Below are 18,901 nucleotides of genomic sequence, written 5' to 3'. Positions count from 1 at the left end.
GAGAGGCAAGGGGATAAGACGCGCTTATCCCGATGCACAAATTAAGCTTTAAAATCTTTTAGTTCATCACGTGTTGCAGGGATTTTCACTTCACCCTTGATGATTTTTTGTTTCCATTCTTCGACTTTCTTCAATACATCTTTATCAAGATTCTCTTGAGATGGAGAGATGTCAACGCCGCCTTCTTTCAGACCGTACGTGATGACTTCGCCACCAGGGAATTTACCTTCTTTTGCTTTTGTTGTTAAGTCTTGTACCGCTGTGTCTACTTTCTTAATCATAGAAGTAAGAGTGACACTTTGTTTTGTTCCAGGTACTTTACCTTCGTCATACTGGTCTTTATCAACACCAATGACCCACACTTTGCGGTCAGGATCAGCTTTTTTCAGGTTTTTCGCTTCTGTGAAGACACCAGTTCCAGTTCCGCCTGCTGCGTGGTAAATGACGTCAACGCCAGATTTGTACATACTTTCAGCTGTTGCTTTACCGATGTCTGCTTTATCGAATGCACCAGCATATTTCACTTCAACTTTTGCTTTTGAATTAGCTGCTTCAACGCCTGCACGGAAACCAACTTCGAATTTTCTGATTAATTCAGAATCAACGCCGCCAACAAAACCAATTTTGTTTGATTTTGTAGAAAGAGCCGCTGCAACACCTACAAGGAATGATCCTTCGTTTTCGTTAAATGTAATGCTTGCTACGTTGTCTTTTTTTACAACTGCATCAACGATGGCAAAGTGGTTTTTCTTACGTTGATCAGCAATTTCAGTAATAGAATCTTGCATTAAGAAACCAATTCCGTAAATCAAATCAAATTTCTCACGAGCAAGTGTGTTTAAGTTTGTTGTATAGTCAGCGTCTGATTTAGATTGTAAGTAATCAAAGCCGTTTTTACCTTTTGTTAAATTGTTGTCTTTCCCAAATGCTTGTAAACCTTCCCAAGCTGATTGGTTAAACGATTTGTCATCGACACCACCGACATCAGTTACCATTGCAACAGTGAATTGATCTTTATCTTTTTTGTTTTCACCGCTGTTTGAGCCAGAGTTGCCGCATGCTCCAAGGATGGTTCCTGCTGCTACGACTAAGGACAATGCAAGTCCAATTTTGCGCTTCTTCAAAACATAACCCCCTATAAAATTTAAAAGTTTCAGAAAAGTCTCGCGAAAAAAGACCGACTCTTGCCTTCTCCTATCCTTGTGAAAAGGGTATTTTATCCTGCATTCTTTTAAAATTGATGGAAACAGGAGAGAAGATGTAAGACATCAGACTTATATCTCGTTGAACTAATCAATCATAATTTATCATTTCCCATCGAATAAATAAATAGAAATTTGTTTTATTTTTAAAAAAATGTTAAAAGGCTAAATTCGATGTCTTTTTATGTGCTGAAATATGATATAATGCCGCTTTTATGATGTGCTCTACTACAGTGGAACCACTGATATCAAGGGGTTTGTGACATCGTATGCCATAAAAAAACATCTGGCCTTTGTGAAAGGTCAGATGTGTCAAATTAAAGATATTGCTGAATCAAATTCATGTTGCTTGTATTCAGTTTATATTGGAAAACAGGGCGGCCGATTGTCCCGTATGCCATTTCCACATCAACCACTTCGATATCCTCAAGAAATTTCAAGTATTTTCTAATTGAAACTTGGGAGATTTCAGTATGATTGGCTAGGTCTTCGGTCGTGAAAGCCTGCTGACCGAATGATTGAATGCTTGTCCAGATGAGTTTGAGTGTGCTCTTCGTCAGGCCTTTTGGCAGCAGGACTTTTTCCGCCTCTGCTTTTTTATGAAAAAGCTTCGCATCTAAATCATTTTGGGAGATGCTGTTCATCGTTTGGTATAGGGCATGTTTTCTTTTATATTCTGCCAGTGCTGATTGGAAGCGTTCAAACTCAAAAGGTTTGATTAAATAGTCGACAGCTCCGTTTCGCATCGTTTGTTGTACGACATCCACTTCATTTGCAGCTGAAATGACGATGACGTCAACGGAATGATTTTTCTCACGAATTTCTGATAATAGGGCGAGCCCATTTTGTCCAGGCATATAAATATCAAGCAATACAAGGTGAATGATTTCTGATTTTAAGATGTCTAGTGCCTTCTGAAATGAGGTGGCAATCCCTTTTAATTCAAATCCTTCTATTTGGGTCAAGTAGCGTTTATTCAGCTCCCCGACCATTGGGTCATCTTCTACGATCAACACATTAATCATGTGAATCCTCCTTTTGTTTATATGGAATACGGAGACTAAAGGTCGTTCCTTCTCCTTTTTCGCTTGTGACGATCATATGTCCGTTCAGTTTTTTGATGCTTTGGTCAACAAAATAAAGGCCAAATCCTCTGTCTTCTCCTTTTGTTGAAAAGCCTTGATCAAACATAATGTCCTGTTCTTCTTTTGTCAGACCGACCCCTGTGTCTGTAATTTCAATATGAAGCTGCTCTTGGACATATCTGAATGAGATGGAGATATTTTTGTTCTCTGTATGGGAAACGGCATCGAGTGCGTTATTTAACAGATTACCGATGACCGTAATAAGGTCATGTGTGACTGCTGGGTCCTCCGAGTTTGGTACCTGTGTACTGCAATTGACTTCTAAAGATGCGCCTTGTTCTCTGATGTAGCTTTGTTTTCCTAGTAAAAACCCGGCTAAGACTGAGTTTTTCACATGGTTGATGATTTCATTTGTTTCTGTCTGCTGATAAATCGCAATATCTTTAATATAGGTGCCAAGGTCATCATAGTTCTTTAGCTGGACCAATCCTAAAATGACATGGAGCTTGTTCATAAATTCGTGTGACTGGGCACGAAGTGCATTGGCATACATCTTCACCCCGCTCAGCTGCTCAGCCAGGTGTTTGACTTCTGTTTTGTCACGGAAGGTTGCGATCGCTCCGACAATTTCCCCTTTTACCGTAATCGGCACCTCATTAAAGACCAGCTCCAGTCCGTTCATTCTGACATCGCGATCAAGCAGCGGTTTCCGTGTTTCGATTACTTGCTTTAAGCCGCTTGAAGGAAGAAGGGCCTGTACATCTTGTTCTCTAGGATCAACCATAATGCCCATATTATGAAAAAGACGTTTAGCTTCTGCATTTGCCAGCTTGATTTTACCGTGCTGATCGACGGCAAGAATGCCTTCTTTTGTTGACTCTAGCATAGCGCTTCGTTCTTTTAATAAAGTGGCAATTTCATCTGGCTCTAGCCCAAACATAATCTTCTTTACTTTACGTGCCACAATGAGTGCGCCGATAATGCCAGATAAAAGGCTAAGCGATGTGACAAAGTAGAGCGGGAGCAGGCTTTGATGAATAATTAAATCAATTTCCTTTAATGTAATCCCAACTGCCACAGCCCCGAGCTGCTTGCCATCTTGGTTATAAACAGGAACAAAGGCACGCATGGACTTGCCAAGTGTTCCAGATGCGGTACTAATATGTTCTTTACCCTGTAATGCCGGTTTTTCATCACCGCCAGCAAACCGCTTCCCAATCTTTTGCGGATTCGGATGTGTTTTGCGGATACCGTTCATATCCATGACGACAACGAATTCGGTTTTGGTAATACGCTGAACACTTGTTGTATATTTTCGCAGTGCTGTATATGATTGATCTTTTTCCAATGATTTTGCTGTGATCGGAGCCTCTGCGACCATTTTGGCAGTGGAGAGGGCGATATCACGTTCCTGCTGATGAATATTTTTGGCTGTTTCTGACCAGATCGTAAAGAATGTGATACAGAGGGAGATCAGGACAACAATACAGACAAAGATCGTCAGCCGTGTTTGCAGTCTTAAAGTTTTTTTCACGAGTATACCCCTAACGCGCAATTTTTTCGTAATAGTAATACTTTAACGGGAAAATGTAAGTTTGTGAAGGAATGTACGTGCAAAATCACAAATTTGATTTAGATTCCAGTTTACTTGGAAAGCATCTTGTCAATCCGTTTTAAGTGAGCCATAATAAAAATGAGCTTATGAGAAAGGATCTATTTATGAAAAATACATATTTGACTGGATATTTTCCGCTGATTTCAATTTTGCTATTCAGCTCTGCCTTTTCTATTTTTACAGTAGGTATCACGACTGACTTCTTGACCCAAGCAGGAATTTTAAAAGGAATGCTGGAATTTTTCTCTGAACAGGGCATTCGTCTTGCTTTATTTGCCGCATTTGCACTTGTTTATTTTATGATTTTATCTGCTTTAAAACTCATTGCAGATACGGTGTTAGAGTTGGCGCTGCTCTTTTTTGCAAAGGACCCTGAAGGGGAGAACTTAAAGAAAATTCGGATTGCATCGGTTGTCTATTTGTTTGCCAGCTTACTTGCATTTCTATTGACGCAGCAGCTCATTCTGCTTGTTGGGCTTTTTGTTTTAGCAAGTCTCGTCTATTTTATCTGGGTTGTGGTACGCATTTATCAATCGCTTTCCATGCTGAATTTAATTGGGTTTATGATGTTTAATCTGCTGTTTTGGGCCACGTTTTTGATCGGCATTTTGTACTTATTTATTAAGCTATATAACAGTGTGATGGCGAGTCTGCCAGCTTAATCAGACGAAAGAAAGCATCCTCCGATGATGGAGGATGCTTTTTTTATGGAAGAAACCGCTTCTGAATATCAGGTGTAGGCATCATACAGGATGTTTTTTGACCAAACCATCTGTAGCGATTCTTTGCAATGAGCTGATAAAACCAGTCACGGATTGGACGAGGGATCGCGAGGAGTAAATAGCTCCATCTGTATATCCCTTTTAAATGCCGCGCGGCTTTTAAGATGCCTGTTGACTTCATATAAAGGGTCCCATTTTCAATATAAATGAATGAATTGAACTCATCTAAAGGCAAGCCGTTTTCTTTTAAAATACGCTGCCCTGTATCTGATTGTAAAGAAGCAAACATCATCCGCTCATTCGGGTCGCGCTTGATGATAAACTGAACAGCACCACTGCACACGTTGCAGACACCGTCAAATAAAATGAAGTGAGAGGGTTGTGTTGAATGCATCGCAATCAAACCTCCTGTTTATCTAGCGTATTGCATAGTTTGTTTCCAAATACGTAAGTGCGGACTTGAACTATAAATAGATTCAACGGTTCCTCTATCTCTTCCTACCCATACACCCATTGTGTATTGATCTGTCAGGCCAACAAACCAAATGTCTTTGTAGTCATTGGATGTGCCTGTTTTTCCCCCAATGTAAGGAGAATTGAAATTCGCCTTTTTCCCTGTTCCACTTTTCACAACAGAGGCAAGCAGCTTGCGCATTGTTTCATTTGTACGCTGAGAATAGATTTGCTTCGGCGACTCTTTCCACTTGTAAAGGGTTTTGCCGTTTAAGTCTGTGACCTTTGTAATGGAGTGATTTCGCGTATAGGCACCTTGATTGCCAAACACGGTATATGCATCGGTTATTTCTAGCGGCGAGAAGCCTTTTGTAAATCCTCCAAGTGCAGAAGGGAGACGGTAATCATCTGCGACAATATGTTCGAATGAAAACTTTTCTAAATAGCTGAAGCCTTTTTTGACACCGACTGTATCAAGCATACGAATCGCTGGTGTATTGTAAGAGTTCTTAAAGGCTGTTTCAAGTGTTACAGTTCCATACGTTTTATGATTATAGTTTTGCGGGCAATATCCGCTACTGCAAAACTTGCCGGCACTGATTTTGCTTGATGCCGTGGCACCGGTTTGATCAATATAAGGGCCATAATCTAACAGCGGCTTAATGGCGGAACCTGGTTGTCTTTGCGCTTGATAGGCGTAGTTGAAATCAAACTTTTTATAATTCTTCCCGCCAGCAAGTGCGACGATTTGATGGGTTTGGTGGTTAATGACTGCTGAACCGCCTTCCACACCTTGATAAGGCAATTGTGCATTGAGCTGATAAACCGCTCTTTGTTGTAAGGAAGGGTCTAGTGCTGTATAAATCTTCACACCATCTTGAAGCAATGCACTGACCTTTTCTGATAATTCTTTTTGAATTGCCTTTTTTGCGCCAGTTGTTTTGGCTTTTTTCAATCGTTTTGTAAAGCCTTCCTGATCAGACACCAGATCGGTAAATTCTTCATTGGCGTATGTCACATAGTCAGGGTAAAGGTTTTTCTTTTCACTTAATGACAAGCTGATTTTTTCTTTCACCGCTTTTTTGTATTGCTTCTTAGTAATGACACCATCTTTTTCTAAAATACCAAGCAGCCGTTCCTGGCGTTTCTTTGTATGTTTGAATTGTTTCAATGGGTCATACAGCGTAGGGTTGTTAGGAATCGCAGAAATAAATGCCATCTGTGCAAGCGTCAAAGAACTAAGCGGCTTATCAAAATAGTAATTAGCCGCAGAACCGACACCGTAAACCCCGTTACTGAAATAAATCGTATTTAAATAGCTTTCGAGAATTTCCTCTTTTGTAAATTTTCGCTCGAGCTCATAGGAATAGAGCAGTTCTGTAAACTTTCGGCTGAATGAACGTTCATGACTTAAATATAAATTACGGGATAACTGTTGTGTGATGGTGCTAGCGCCTTGACTAATGCCATGGTTTTTCACATTTGCGGCAAGGGCACGAATCACGCCCATAAAGTCAATGCCTTTATGGTCATAAAAGTTGCGGTCCTCTGATCGGAGGAACAGCTCCTTGACGGAATCAGGAATTTTATCGTACTTCACGAAAACACGGTTCTCATCGTTTGATACGATCTCAGAGATAAGAGAACCATCTCGATCATACATATAACTGTTTTGGGAAAAGTCTACCTTTTCCAGCTTGATTTTTTGATCAAGCACTTCGTTAACAGGTTTTACACTTGCGGCTTCTTCCTTTGATAGATAAAAAGTCAGAACAAATAATGGAATGAGGGCAGCAAGTAATAACCATCCAATGATTGCACGAAACATGAGGTCACTCACTTTCTTCGGATTTCTAGCCATATCGTACCATTCTTTTGCGATTACGAGAAGGTTATTTTTAGAAAAGAATAGACGTGAAGTCTAGTAAACAAGGCATTTAGACAGAAGAAAAGAGTATCTGATGATGGATCAGACACTCCTCTCTTTTGTCTTTGATTGTGAGCGGACCGCCCATAAAAATAATGCCCCGAAAAGGAAAATGCCGGCGGTAACATAAAAGACAGCTGGAATTCCGTAATGACTCGCCACAATGCCGCCTATGACGGGTCCGACGACATTTCCAAGAAAGCGGAAGCTGACATTGTAACCAAGCACTTCCCCTTGCATAGAGGCAGGCGCTTTGATGCGAATATAGGCCGTCGTACAAGGAATGATGCCGCCTAGTGCCATCCCGTATAAGAAACGGAAGATGACTAACATCCCGTAGGAATCTGCCATCGCTTGCGGGATAAATAAAATGGAGGAGAGGATGAGAAGGGCAAGCAGCACCTTATCGTGACCAATACGATCTCCAAGATCTCCCCATTTCCGTGTAAACAGCAAATTGCCAAGCCCTGTTGCAGAAAACGCCAGCCCTGCATAAAAGGCAAGATTGACTGGGCCGTGTAAATCATGAATATACAAGGCTAAAAGCGGCTGAATACTAAAGTTCCCGACTTGCGTAATAAATGTGAGAAGCATGGTGACGACAAGTAAAGGCTGTTTGAAAATATGGACAAGGACGTCCTTCCGTGAGTAAGAAACCCGTTTTGCTTCTTTTGAACGGATCGGCTGTTCTTTCACACCGAAGATAATGACAATCGCTGATACATATATGACAGCAGCTGTTAAGAAAAATGTATAAATGAATCCGACACTGTCTGCCATAAATCCACCCATTAATGGACCGAATAACCCTCCGGCGACATTACTCATCTGCATTGTACCAAGGGTCTTACCGGCTGTTGCCTTTTCGGTCTGTGCAGAAATCAGTGCCATCGAAGTCGAAATAAAGCCTGTCACAAGCCCCATGAAAAGCCTTAACGCAAATAGTTGATAAACGGTTTGAACAAGCCCCATTAATAAAATGCTTGTTGCAATCCCAATGCCGTTAATGAGCAAAATCTTTTTATAGCCATGCCGGTCACCAATCCGTCCCCAAATTGGAGAAATGAGAAAGGCTGTTAAAAACGTAACCCCAAAGACATAGCCGCTCCATCTTTGAACAAATTCATTCGAATAACTGCTATCAAGAGACTCTATGTAAAGTGATAAAAAAGGGACGATCATTGTAATGCTGGCAGATACAAAAAAGTTCACAAACCACATGATGTACAAGTTTTTCTTCCTGTTTGTGATAAAGACCACCTTCTTTATTTATTTCGTGTTCCTTAATAATTATAAAGGAAAATAAACGATCTTTCATCTGATGAATAGGTTGGGCATAGTGAATCTGCATTATTTTCACGAAAATGAAGTGATTTCAAAGTCCGTCTTAATATAATAGTAGCAGGATGGAAAACAGACGAGAAAGTGGGGTGAGACTGATGGAACAGAAGACGCTGCTTGTGGTCGATTTTGAATTTACGATGCCTGATGGGAAATATCATCCGCAAAATTTTTTCCCGGAAATCATTGAAGCCGGTGTCGTCAAAGCATCAAATGAAACGATCATAGACACATTCTCAAGCTATGTCAAACCGAAAAAGTTCCCGAAGCTGACAAAGCGCTGTAAATCGTTCCTTGGCATTACGCAGCAGGATGTAGAAAGCGGGATTTCTTTTGAGGCGTTTATCGAGAAGCTCGTGTCACTCGATGGGGGAGAAGACTGTGAGATTATCACATGGGGAAATATGGACATGAAGGTACTGAAGCAAAACTGTATGCTCAATCATATTGGTTTTCCTTTTAAGGGGAATCAAAGGGATCTGGCTTTTGAATATAAAACCTTTTTTGGGGATAGAACACTCACAGGACTTCGGAAAGCAGCTAAGGAGTACGGCAGTGAAGGAGCTGGTAAGCATCATAAAGCACTTGATGATGCCATGACCACTTATCAGCTGTTCACCCTTTTTGAAAAAGATCGATCCTATGTGGAAAATCCGCAAACAACCAAAATTGGTGAACTCATTGACTTCTCTCACTTTTTTGATTCGGCAGATTAGCGGGCGTCTTCTGGAAAATAATCTTTTTCAAGAGAAGAGAGGCACGCTCTTGATTTTTCAGCCCACTTGGAATCATCCGCACTGAGCCCTTTTTTCAATTTGTCTACGGCGTCTTTCAGTGATACTTGATAATCAGGTATGTCGCCATCATAAGGCTTGACCATATGATGAGGGATGTTCGTCTGTTCCCTAAAGGCCAAAGCCCGTCTTTCCTGAAAAAAAGGTACGTCCGCTTCTTTTGGATGATGCAGGTCACCTTGAGTGGGGTGTGTGAAAACCGCTTTTACTTGAACGAGATAAGTAGATGGTTTAACGGCTGTCACTTCCCCAATGTAAACACCTGTTTTGTAAAAACCTTTCACGATTTGTCCAATCTGAATGTCTGTCATATGAAATTCCTCCATTTCCTTCGCATAAGAAGGTATTTCCTTTCTTTTAGCCAATATAGTGAAGTAAACGAGCAAAAGGGGGAAGAGCGGAACATGTCGTTCATCATATTCTTTCTACTGTATTTTCCTGAAGATAAAAGGGAGTATATCCCTGCGGCAATCACGACGGTGCTTTTCTTTGCTGCTGCATTTATTTGCTTTCGTCTGATCGTTCGTGCTTCTAAGAAGCAGGAGCAGATCGATGAAAAAAGGACAAAAAAAATGGATTGATCATTTTCTTCTTGTATCTTCAGGAAACTTCACGGTGACTGTTGTACCAGACTGCAATGAGCTTTTGAAACGAATGGTTCCATGATGATTTTCAATGATGGAAAATGTCACTGTCAACCCAAGCCCTGTTCCTTTATTTTTCAATGTGTAATAGGGTTCACCAAGCTTTTTCATTTGACTTTCTGACATGCCTACACCGTTATCAACGAAATAAAGGCAGATTCGATGATTTTCTTTTGAAGCAAACAGTTCGATTTTACCTTCGTGTTCGGGCGCTGCTTCGATTGCATTTTTGATTAAATTAATCATGACTTGTTTGATTTTCGTTTCATCACCTTGGATGTATAAGTCTGGTTCAATCGATTGATGAATCGTGACCGACTTAAAATTCGCATAGGATGTCATCAGCGATGCACACTCTTCAAGTAATTTAGATAAATTGAGAGACTCAATTTGATAATAATTTTGTTTCGCAATATCAAGATAGCTCGTAATAATATCCTGCGCACGGTCAAGTTCAGATAAAACGAGATTTTTATAATCTTTATTGGTTGACGGCTCTTTCGTATTGTCACTTGAAAAGAGCAGTTGGATAAATCCTCTCACCACCGTCAGTGGATTGCGGACTTCATGGGCGACACTTGCTGCAAGTTCACTCACAATCGTCAGTTTCTCTGATTGGACAAGCTGTGTTCTCATTTGCGCATTCTCTTTCACAAACTCAATGGAATAAATACTCAGCACAAGAAAGAATATGTAGTAAAGAGTTGAGAAAAATAATTCGAGCAGCTTTTGTTGCATAATGAATGCAGGGCTGTACTCTATTAAGCTGACCACAAGCAGTCCAATGTAAATAAACATCCCTTTTGATAACGCAATCATGACTCCGTATAACAGTTTTCTCTGCTTAGAATATTGGCGCCATTTCCGGTAAAGCAGGAAAGGAATGAAAAAGTAAATCGGTACAACAATCAATCCAACCCATAAAAAAGAGCCATACATCACGAACTTTACGGTTGAACTAACTAAGATAGCGACGATTCCGGCGGTATATCCCCCGTATAAAATAGCCAGTACAAGGGGAATCGATTGAAGCCCAGTCTGCAAATCTAAAATCGAACCAACTGGATACATAATACATAGTGCTGATGAAATGGATGCAAATATGGTGATGAGCAGTTTATTCGTTTTAGGGAAATGAGCAGGGGTCCGGCTTAGCCATAGTGCATGATATAAAAAGATTGGAAATAGAATAAAAGATACATGGAGCAGAAAATCCTTGAACATTTCCATTTAAATGCTCTCCTCGTAAATAATTGTAATTCCTCTCATTATACCATTTCATGTACAAAGTAGATATGATAATAGGAGGGTTTTTTTCTTTAAAAAGAACACCCGTTAGGATGTTCTTTTGATAGAAATGGTTTTATTCGGATGATAGAGTGAATGCTTGATGAAGGCGCTTCAGACCTTCTTTTACTGTTCCGGCAGGACAGCCTAGATTCATTCGAATAAAGCCGTCTCCTTCGTGCCCATATACGTTTCCGAGCTCTAGTATGACCTTGCCCTTTTTCAGCAGATTACGTTTCAATTCTGCTTGAGTGAGCTCATAATCACGAATATCCAGCCACAATAGATAAGAAGCATCTGGTTTCATATAACGCATGCTCGGCAGATATTCATCAATATAATCCATTGCGATCTTCATATTATTTTCGAGGTAAAGAACAAGTGAATCAAGCCACTCATCTCCGTGGCGATAGGCCGCCTCCATGGCAGGAATCGCAAAGGCATTCAGTTTGGACAATCCATTTCTTTGCAATTCATTGGTGAAAAGGGTTCTTTTTTCTTCATCAGAAATGATAATGGCAGATGCCTGAAGACCAGCTAAATTAAATGTTTTACTCGGTGCAATACACGTTATCGTGATGTTAGCTATCTCATCAGAAAGGCTGGCAAAAGGCACATGCGGCTGTCCGTAAAGCATCAGATCGGAATGAATTTCATCTGACACGACGGTGACACCGTACTGTACACATAGGTCTCCTACACGCTTTAATTCCTCTTTTGACCAAGCTCTCCCTGAAGGATTATGCGGATGACAAAGAAACATCAGCTTTGCTTCTGGTCTGCTTAATTTTTTCTCTAAATCATCAAAATCCATCATGTAACGGTTGTTTTCTATTTTTAAAGGATTGGTTAAGACGATACGTCCATTTCTTTCAATCATTTGATAGAAGGGCGTATACACCGGTGACTGAATGACCACTTCATCATTCGGAGCTGTAAAGGCTTGTACCGCAAAACTAAGTGCTGTCACGATACCTGGTGTGAAGGTGACGGCATCTGTTTGTATCGTCCAACCGTGTCTTCTTTTGAGCCAGTCAGCTACTGTTTGCTGCGTTTCCTGATCCTGAAATGCATAGCCGAATACGCCGTGATCTAATCGTTCTTTTAAAGCATCAAGCACGACTTGGGGCGCTTTAAAATCCATATCTGCTACCCACATTGGCAGCGCATCTGTTGTCAGGAACAAAGACTCTGCTTGATCCCATTTGACTGATTTTGAACCTTTACGTATGATCTGTTCGTCGAAATTCATGAAACCCACCTCTAGCCGTTTTTCAACCACTCTTGGTTGTGCTAAAATAAACATCACAAAATTTATTATAAGCGGTGATCCCCATGAAAGATAGTCAAGCTGTAGAAGAGATGATTCAAATCATTAAGGCATGGGACCCTTTTCAGTATGGAGAGGACTTTTACGAAACGGAGCCTGCTGACGTCATCAGTGCCTTATACGACGCAGAAGACCCGTTATCTTTCGCGAAAGACATTCAAGCCATTTACCATCACTCATTTGATCAGCTTCTTCCGATGGAAAGCTGTCAGCATATCGCAAATCAGCTTTTTGTCATAAGAGAAGGTAGCTCCTGCTCGTTTTAAGACAGGCTGAAATGACCAATTTGATCAGACACAAAGACCGGATTTTCCTCAGGGATGAGGTGCCCGGTTTTTTTTAATGCGTGAAAGGTTGAATGCGGCAGATCCTTGTGCAGTCTTTCGCCAATTTGAATAGGAACGATCCGGTCTTCCTCCCCCCAAATCAGCAGGACAGGTGTCTCCATTTTCTTTAAGACATCCGACGCTAAATCGCCTTCCCTGTGCCGAATCAAACGAAAAATACCTCTGAAAATTTGGTCATCTGAAAAAGGCTTTAAATATCCGTCCACCATTTCTTGATCAATAATCGAATGATCATGCACAACAGCGGTTAAATTGTTCATAATACCTTGCTTGAACAACTTTCTTTTTAAATAGAGATAAAAATAAGGAATATAAGTACTGTAAACAAGCGACTTTTTGGACTTATTCATATACCCTGAACTGCATAAAAGAACGGCTTTTTCAAATAGGTCGGGACGCTCAGAGGCAGCATATAAAGCAATTTGTCCCCCCATGGAATGCCCCACGAGGATCGCATGCTGAATCTGCAAATAACCAGCTAGTTCAATGATGATTTTTGCCATGTTCCGATAGCTGTAAATGAACGTATTCGATTTTTCGGACTGCCCGAATGGAGGCAGATCAATCGCAATTAAATTGAAGTCTTGTTTCAGAAGCGGGATGAGCTTTCGATAGCTGAAGGTAGATGAGAAAAGGCCGTGAATCAAAATCAATGTCTTCTTACCTTCATTTGGATAGTGTTCGTAATAGATATCTAAACCGAATTTACTTTTCATATAGGATGGCTGTACAATGTCCACACTCATCAACTCCGATATTTGATACTCACTCTCTGTTAGGTGACTGTATTGTACCCTAAAAAGTGGATTTTAAGCTACGATTAGAATCTTTTCCCTGCTTAGCATAATGGGAAAAACGTGCTATAATGTTCAGAAGATTTTTTAAAACTAGCTTTTTACAATCAGAGGTGTGAAATCAATGAAACTAACCGAAAAAGAAACTGAAATATTAGAGATTTTAGATGAAAACAGCCGCGCCGATTTAAATACAATTGCAAAAATGGCAGGTGTGACATCAGAAGAAGCAGAAGCCATTATTCAAAAGCTGGAAGATCAAAAAGTCATTATTGATTATTCGACCATGATTGACTGGCGAAAAGTAGACGGACACGAAGGCGTTACAGCGATGATTGATGTGAAAGTGACCCCAAAAAGAGGCGTCGGTTTTGATGAAATTGCTGAACGCATTTACAGGTTCCAAGAAGTGGAGTCCGTGTATTTAATGTCAGGCGTGTATGATTTATCTGTTGTGATCAGAGGAAGATCCATGTCTGATATCGCCCGCTTCGTATCTGAAAAATTATCGACACTTGATTCTGTTGTTTCAACCACTACCCACTTTATTTTGAAAAGATATAAGCATGATGGGAAAGTCTTTGAAACAGGGGACGATGACAAAAGAATCGTGGTGTCTCCTTAAATGAAAAAGTCTTATTTATCTGAAACGGTACAAAGCATTCAGCCGTCAGGTATTCGGAAATTCTTTGATTTGGCAGCCACAATGGAAGGGGTTATCTCCCTCGGGGTCGGCGAACCGGATTTCGTGACAGCTTGGAATGTGAGAGAAGCCAGTATTATGTCTTTAGAGCAAGGACTGACCTCTTATACAGCAAATGCTGGGCTGCTCTCTTTGCGAAAAGAATTGAGCCATTATTTATATAAGCGGTTTCACATTGAGTACAGTCCTGAAGAAGAACTCATTATTACCGTTGGCGGCAGCCAGGCGCTTGATTTGGCCTTTCGCGCCATTTTAAACAACGGGGACGAAGTAATCATCCCAGAGCCTTGTTTCGTCGCATATGGGGCTCTGACGACACTTGCGGGCGGTGTACCGGTTTATTTAAGTACATCGGCTGAAAAAGATTTTAAAGCCGATTCTGCTGATCTTCGTACGAAGCTGACGCCGAAAACAAAAGCCATCTTGCTATGCTCTCCATCAAACCCAACAGGGTCTGTTTACTCGAAAGAAGAGCTTGAAGATATTGCTCAGTTTGCAAAGGAGCATGATCTTTTAATTATCACGGATGAGATTTATGCAGAGCTGACGTACGATGAAGCTTTTACGAGTGTGGCGGCGATTCAAGATATGAAGGAAAGAACGATTTTGATTTCAGGCTTTTCCAAAGGGTTCGCTATGACGGGGTGGCGCTTAGGCTATGTGGCAGCACCGCCAGTCCTCCGTGATGCCATGCTGAAAATACATCAATATTCTATGATGTGTGCACCAGCTATGGCACAATATGCCGCAGAAGAAGCATTAAAAAATGGACTTGAAGATGTGGAGAAAATGAAGAAAAGCTACAGAAGGCGCCGTAATTTGTTTGTCGGCTCTCTCAATGAACTTGGACTCACTTGCCACCAGCCAAACGGAGCGTTTTACGCTTTCCCGTCCATTAAAAGCACAGGAATGACTTCAGAACAATTTGCTGAGGAGCTGCTGCTTAGCGAGAAAGTAGCGGTTGTCCCTGGAAATGTATTCGGTCCAAGTGGTGAAGGACATATTCGTTGTTCATATGCGTCGTCACTCGATCACTTGCAAGAATCACTTTCAAGAATCCAGCGTTTTTTACAGAATAGACAAGTGAAAGAAGAAGCACCTGCTATCTTAAAATAAAAAAAGGCATCAATCCATCTGGACTCATGCCTCTCAAATTAGGGGGGAATACTAGAAAGCATTCTTGTTTTCAGGTATTCCCCCTTTTAAACTGATCTAAACCCAATTAAAAAATATTTTGCGTAAAAGAGCGTTCTGTGATATAGTTTTTAATTGCGTATAAACGAATATTAAAACATTTATTTAGGAGTTGTTATCATGGCGACAAAGTTTGAAGTAGGCAGTGTTTACACTGGTAAAGTAACAGGATTACAAGCGTATGGTGCGTTTGTTGCATTAGATGAAGAAACTCAAGGACTTGTGCATATTTCTGAAGTAACACATGGCTTTGTAAAAGACATCAACGAGCACCTTTCAATTGGTGACGAAGTACAAGTAAAAGTTCTTTCTGTTGATGAAAATGCAGGTAAAATCAGCCTTTCTATCCGTGCGACACAAGATGCACCTGAAAGAAAAGAAAGCAAACCAAAGAAACAAAGACCACAGCAAGCGAAAGAAGAAGCTGCTGCACCACAAGGTTTCAATACACTGAAAGATAAACTTGAAGAGTGGATTGAGCAATCTAACCGTAAAGACCTTATCAAGAAATAAAAAAAGCACCGCTTCAAACGGTGCCTTAGGCTGCCTCATAGGCAGTCTTTTTTTTATGTCTTTTTCATTAGCGGACCTCTGGATTTGGCTCGTCACGGCGGACAGCTTCTTCACTAGGTTTGAACAACAGACCAAGATTGACAAGACCTGCAATTCCAACAAGACCATAAATAATACGTGATAATGCAGCACCTTGACCGCCAAAGATCGCTGCTACTAAGTCAAATTGAAAAAAGCCGATTAGTCCCCAGTTAATAGCACCGATAATCGTGAGCACGAGGGCAATACGCTGAATAGCACTCATCGTGATTCCTCCTTTCGCTACAGTATCAATACATTTATATTTTGCAGATTTTTAGCCAAACTATGCGTAAGAAAATGGATGAAAGCAAATTACTTTACTTTTGGAATGAAAGAAGCGCATAATGTAGCGCGAGGAGGAGATCACATGGATCGATTTACTTATTGGAACCCAACGAAATTAATTTTTGGAAAGGGAGAAGTATCAGCCCTTTCAGATGAACTAAAACACTACGGAAAAAACGTATTGCTTGTATATGGTGGAGGCAGCATTAAACGAAATGGCCTTTATGACCAAGTTGTCAGCATCTTAAAAGAATCAGGAGCTACAATTACTGAGCTTGCTGGTGTTGAGCCAAACCCGCGCTTAACAACAGTTAGAAAAGGGGTTGAGCTTTGCAAAGAGAACCAAATTGATTTTATTTTGGCAGTCGGCGGCGGTAGCGTGATTGACGCAACAAAAGCGATCGCAGCTGGTGCGAAATACGATGGAGATGCTTGGGATATCGTCACTCGTAAGCATGTCCCAATGGAAGCCATCCCATTTGGTACAGTATTAACACTTGCCGCGACAGGTTCTGAAATGAACTCTGGCTCCGTCATCACAAACTGGGAAACAAATGAGAAATATGGATGGGGCAGTCCAGCTGTCTTCCCTAAATTCTCTATTCTTGACCCAGTCAATACATTTACTGTGCCAAAAAACCATACGATTTATGGCATGGTCGACATGATGTCTCACGTGTTTGAACAATATTTCCATCACACGGAGAATACACCTTACCAAGATCGTATGTGTGAAGGACTTCTTCGTACGGTCATTGAAACAGCACCGAAGCTGATCAATGATTTGGAAAACTATGAGCTTCGTGAAACGATTTTATTCACAGGCACCATTGCACTGAATGGAATGCTTTCAATGGGCGCACGCGGAGACTGGGCATCTCACAATATTGAGCATGCGGTATCCGCGGTGTATGACATCCCTCATGCAGGCGGACTTGCGATCTTGTTCCCGAACTGGATGAAGCATGTCATTCAAGAAAACCCAGGTCGCTTCAAGCAATTAGCAGTGCGTGTATTCGATGTAGATCCTGCGGGCAAAACAGACGAAGAAGTTGGCTTAGAAGGAATCGAAAAGCTTTCTGCTTTCTGGACAAGTCTAGGCGCACCAAACCGTTTAGCTGACTATGACATCAACGATGAGAAAATTGATCTGATTGCAGACCGTGCAATGGCACGTGGTGAATTTGGTCAATTTAAAAAGCTGAACAAAGAAGATGTTCTAGCTATTTTAAACGCTTCTTTATAATCGAACATGGAAAAGATAGCTGCTTTTAAGCAGTTATCTTTTTTGAGTTCTGCATGTACATATGTTACAGTAGTCTTTCATGTTTTTGGATATAAATGTTTTAAGGAGATGTAGAACAGATGGAAAACTTTATTTACTATAATCCAACGAAATTGATGTTTGGAAAAGGACAACTAGACGGACTAAAAAGCGAACTCGCTCGTTATGGAAAGCGAGTGCTTCTTGTATATGGTGGAGGCAGTATTAAGAAAAATGGTCTTTATGATAAGGTCATCAGCGCTTTAAATGAAGCAGAGGCTGACGTATTTGAACTGTCAGGAGTTGAACCGAACCCTCGTCTCACTACAGTGCAAAAAGGGATCGACATTTGCCAAAATGAGAACATTGATTTCTTATTAGCAGTTGGTGGGGGAAGTGTCATCGACTGTACAAAAGCCATTGCAGCTGGAGCAGAATATGACGGGGATGTATGGGACATTATCTCAAAGAAAACAACCGCTCAAAAAGCATTGCCGTTTGGCACAGTGCTGACACTTGCGGCAACTGGTTCAGAAATGAATCCAGACTCTGTTATCACAAACTGGGAAACAAATGAAAAGTACGTGTGGGGCAGTTCAGTCACGCACCCTGCTTTTTCAATTTTAGATCCTGAGCACACATATTCTGTGCCAGAGAATCAAACGGTGTATGGCATGGTTGATATGATGAGCCATGTATTTGAACAATACTTCCATAACGTCAAAAACACGCCTCTACAAGATCGGATGTGTTTTGCTGTTCTTCAAACAGTCATCGAGACAGCGCCAAAGCTACTTGAAGACTTACAAAACTATGAGCACCGTGAAACCATCCTTTATGCAGGAACAATTGCTTTAAATGGCACGCTGCAAATGGGCTATTTTGGCGACTGGGCATCACATACGATTGAGCATGCAGTATCAGCAGTCTATGACATTCCGCATGCAGGTGGACTTGCGATCCTCTTCCCAAACTGGATGCGTCATACACTTGATCATAATGTCGAACGTTTTAAAAACCTCATGTTGAACATGTTTGACATTGAGACAGAAGGAAAATCGGATCGTGACATCGCATTAGAAGGAATCGACAAGCTGTCAGCCTTCTGGACAAGCCTAGGTGCACCGAGCCGTTTAGCGGATTATGATATTGGTGAAGATCAACTGGACAAAATTGCTGATATCGCAGCAAAAGAAATGGAATATGGTGGTTTTGGTAACTTTATGAAACTTGGCCGTGATGACATTTTAGCGATTTTGAAAGCTTCTCTATAATTTGGATGGCCGCTTCTCTTCATGAGGAGCGGCTTTTTGCTGCATC

The 18,901-nt window shown here is 41.0% G+C and carries 20 protein-coding genes; 9 read left to right on the top strand and 11 right to left on the bottom strand.

Annotated elements, in window-relative coordinates; genetic code table 11:
- Positions 1 to 41: 41 nt before the first annotated feature.
- From MKY11_RS15305 to malK, 3 genes are all read right to left on the bottom strand, one after another.
- Positions 42 to 1,124, bottom strand: a complete 1,083-nt coding sequence (locus MKY11_RS15305; protein WP_342501576.1) for a BMP family protein — start codon at positions 1,122 to 1,124, stop codon at positions 42 to 44.
- Between the two features lie 395 nt (positions 1,125 to 1,519).
- Positions 1,520 to 2,227: a response regulator gene (locus tag MKY11_RS15300; protein ID WP_024719723.1), complete on the bottom strand. Its 708-nt coding sequence runs from the start codon at positions 2,225 to 2,227 to the stop codon at positions 1,520 to 1,522.
- Entirely contained in the window at positions 2,220 to 3,821 is a 1,602-nt protein-coding gene (gene malK / locus MKY11_RS15295; protein ID WP_058336863.1) for a malate sensor histidine kinase MalK, read from the bottom strand. The genes MKY11_RS15300 and malK overlap by 8 nt, the downstream gene beginning before the upstream one ends.
- Before the next feature lie 185 nt (positions 3,822 to 4,006).
- Between malK and MKY11_RS15290 the strand changes: the two genes are divergently transcribed.
- Positions 4,007 to 4,564 (top strand): YufK family protein, encoded by a 558-nt coding sequence (locus tag MKY11_RS15290; RefSeq protein ID WP_017367952.1) that lies wholly within the window; start codon positions 4,007 to 4,009, stop codon positions 4,562 to 4,564.
- Between the two features lie 43 nt (positions 4,565 to 4,607).
- On the opposite strand, the gene MKY11_RS15285 is transcribed toward MKY11_RS15290, so the two are convergent.
- The 3 genes from MKY11_RS15285 to MKY11_RS15275 form a co-directional block, all read right to left on the bottom strand.
- Positions 4,608 to 5,018: a thiol-disulfide oxidoreductase DCC family protein gene (locus tag MKY11_RS15285; RefSeq protein WP_342501575.1), complete on the bottom strand. Its 411-nt coding sequence runs from the start codon at positions 5,016 to 5,018 to the stop codon at positions 4,608 to 4,610.
- An 18-nt stretch (positions 5,019 to 5,036) separates the two neighbouring features.
- Positions 5,037 to 6,938 carry a transglycosylase domain-containing protein gene (locus MKY11_RS15280; protein WP_224564046.1) on the bottom strand — a complete coding sequence of 634 codons (1,902 nt, stop codon included), beginning with the start codon at positions 6,936 to 6,938 and terminating at the stop codon, positions 5,037 to 5,039.
- Between the two features lie 108 nt (positions 6,939 to 7,046).
- Positions 7,047 to 8,225, bottom strand: a complete 1,179-nt coding sequence (locus tag MKY11_RS15275) for an MFS transporter (RefSeq protein ID WP_220482436.1) — start codon at positions 8,223 to 8,225, stop codon at positions 7,047 to 7,049.
- Positions 8,226 to 8,443: 218 nt separating this feature from the next.
- On the opposite strand from MKY11_RS15275, the gene kapD reads away from it, so the two are divergent.
- Positions 8,444 to 9,061, top strand: a complete 618-nt coding sequence (kapD, locus tag MKY11_RS15270; RefSeq protein ID WP_008345814.1) for a 3'-5' exonuclease KapD — start codon at positions 8,444 to 8,446, stop codon at positions 9,059 to 9,061.
- Here the strand turns inward: kapD and MKY11_RS15265 are convergent.
- Positions 9,058 to 9,450, bottom strand: coding sequence for a kinase-associated lipoprotein B (locus MKY11_RS15265; RefSeq protein WP_047945340.1), 393 nt, complete (start codon positions 9,448 to 9,450; stop codon positions 9,058 to 9,060). The two genes, kapD and MKY11_RS15265, sit on opposite strands and share 4 nt — an antisense overlap.
- A gap of 93 nt (positions 9,451 to 9,543) precedes the next feature.
- Here MKY11_RS15265 and MKY11_RS15260 point away from each other — a divergent pair, with 93 nt between their 5' ends.
- A complete protein-coding gene (locus tag MKY11_RS15260) occupies positions 9,544 to 9,720 on the top strand; it encodes a hypothetical protein (protein ID WP_008345810.1) in 177 nt (58 codons plus the stop codon).
- On the opposite strand, the gene MKY11_RS15255 is transcribed toward MKY11_RS15260, so the two are convergent.
- Together MKY11_RS15255 and MKY11_RS15250 are read right to left on the bottom strand one after the other, a co-directional pair.
- Positions 9,721 to 11,013, bottom strand: coding sequence for a HAMP domain-containing sensor histidine kinase (locus tag MKY11_RS15255; RefSeq protein ID WP_024719721.1), 1,293 nt, complete (start codon positions 11,011 to 11,013; stop codon positions 9,721 to 9,723). It lies immediately after the preceding gene.
- A gap of 133 nt (positions 11,014 to 11,146) precedes the next feature.
- Entirely contained in the window at positions 11,147 to 12,322 is a 1,176-nt protein-coding gene (locus MKY11_RS15250) for a MalY/PatB family protein (protein WP_274660898.1), read from the bottom strand.
- Between the two features lie 83 nt (positions 12,323 to 12,405).
- Here MKY11_RS15250 and MKY11_RS15245 point away from each other — a divergent pair, with 83 nt between their 5' ends.
- Positions 12,406 to 12,666, top strand: coding sequence for a YugE family protein (locus MKY11_RS15245; protein ID WP_045034535.1), 261 nt, complete (start codon positions 12,406 to 12,408; stop codon positions 12,664 to 12,666).
- On the opposite strand, the gene MKY11_RS15240 is transcribed toward MKY11_RS15245, so the two are convergent.
- The gene (locus tag MKY11_RS15240; protein WP_268431604.1) at positions 12,663 to 13,487 is read right to left on the bottom strand and encodes an alpha/beta hydrolase; all 825 of its coding nucleotides are present in this window, start codon (positions 13,485 to 13,487) and stop codon (positions 12,663 to 12,665) included. The two genes, MKY11_RS15245 and MKY11_RS15240, sit on opposite strands and share 4 nt — an antisense overlap.
- A 178-nt stretch (positions 13,488 to 13,665) precedes the next feature.
- Here MKY11_RS15240 and MKY11_RS15235 point away from each other — a divergent pair, with 178 nt between their 5' ends.
- The 3 genes from MKY11_RS15235 to yugI all read left to right on the top strand — a co-directional run bounded on the left by MKY11_RS15235 (position 13,666) and on the right by yugI (position 15,951).
- A complete protein-coding gene (locus MKY11_RS15235; protein WP_007500517.1) occupies positions 13,666 to 14,166 on the top strand; it encodes an Lrp/AsnC family transcriptional regulator in 501 nt (166 codons plus the stop codon).
- Positions 14,167 to 15,360 (top strand): aminotransferase, encoded by a 1,194-nt coding sequence (locus MKY11_RS15230; protein WP_039169726.1) that lies wholly within the window; start codon positions 14,167 to 14,169, stop codon positions 15,358 to 15,360.
- A gap of 198 nt (positions 15,361 to 15,558) precedes the next feature.
- Positions 15,559 to 15,951: a S1 domain-containing post-transcriptional regulator GSP13 gene (yugI, locus tag MKY11_RS15225; RefSeq protein WP_024719717.1), complete on the top strand. Its 393-nt coding sequence runs from the start codon at positions 15,559 to 15,561 to the stop codon at positions 15,949 to 15,951.
- 67 nt (positions 15,952 to 16,018) lie between these two features.
- Here the strand turns inward: yugI and MKY11_RS15220 are convergent, their stop codons facing one another.
- Positions 16,019 to 16,255, bottom strand: a complete 237-nt coding sequence (locus MKY11_RS15220; RefSeq protein WP_008345792.1) for a DUF378 domain-containing protein — start codon at positions 16,253 to 16,255, stop codon at positions 16,019 to 16,021.
- A gap of 144 nt (positions 16,256 to 16,399) precedes the next feature.
- Between MKY11_RS15220 and MKY11_RS15215 the strand changes: the two genes are divergently transcribed.
- Both MKY11_RS15215 and MKY11_RS15210 read left to right on the top strand, forming a co-directional pair.
- Positions 16,400 to 17,563 (top strand): iron-containing alcohol dehydrogenase, encoded by a 1,164-nt coding sequence (locus MKY11_RS15215; protein WP_008345790.1) that lies wholly within the window; start codon positions 16,400 to 16,402, stop codon positions 17,561 to 17,563.
- A 119-nt stretch (positions 17,564 to 17,682) separates the two neighbouring features.
- A complete protein-coding gene (locus MKY11_RS15210; RefSeq protein WP_039169723.1) occupies positions 17,683 to 18,855 on the top strand; it encodes an iron-containing alcohol dehydrogenase in 1,173 nt (390 codons plus the stop codon).
- Positions 18,856 to 18,901: the final 46 nt, after the last annotated feature.

This window comes from Bacillus sp. FSL W7-1085 (genome assembly GCF_038595035.1).
Taxonomy (GTDB): Bacteria; Bacillota; Bacilli; order Bacillales; family Bacillaceae; genus Bacillus; species Bacillus altitudinis.
Note: the sequence above shows the minus strand (reverse complement) of the source record. Positions and strands in the feature narration are given on the sequence as shown.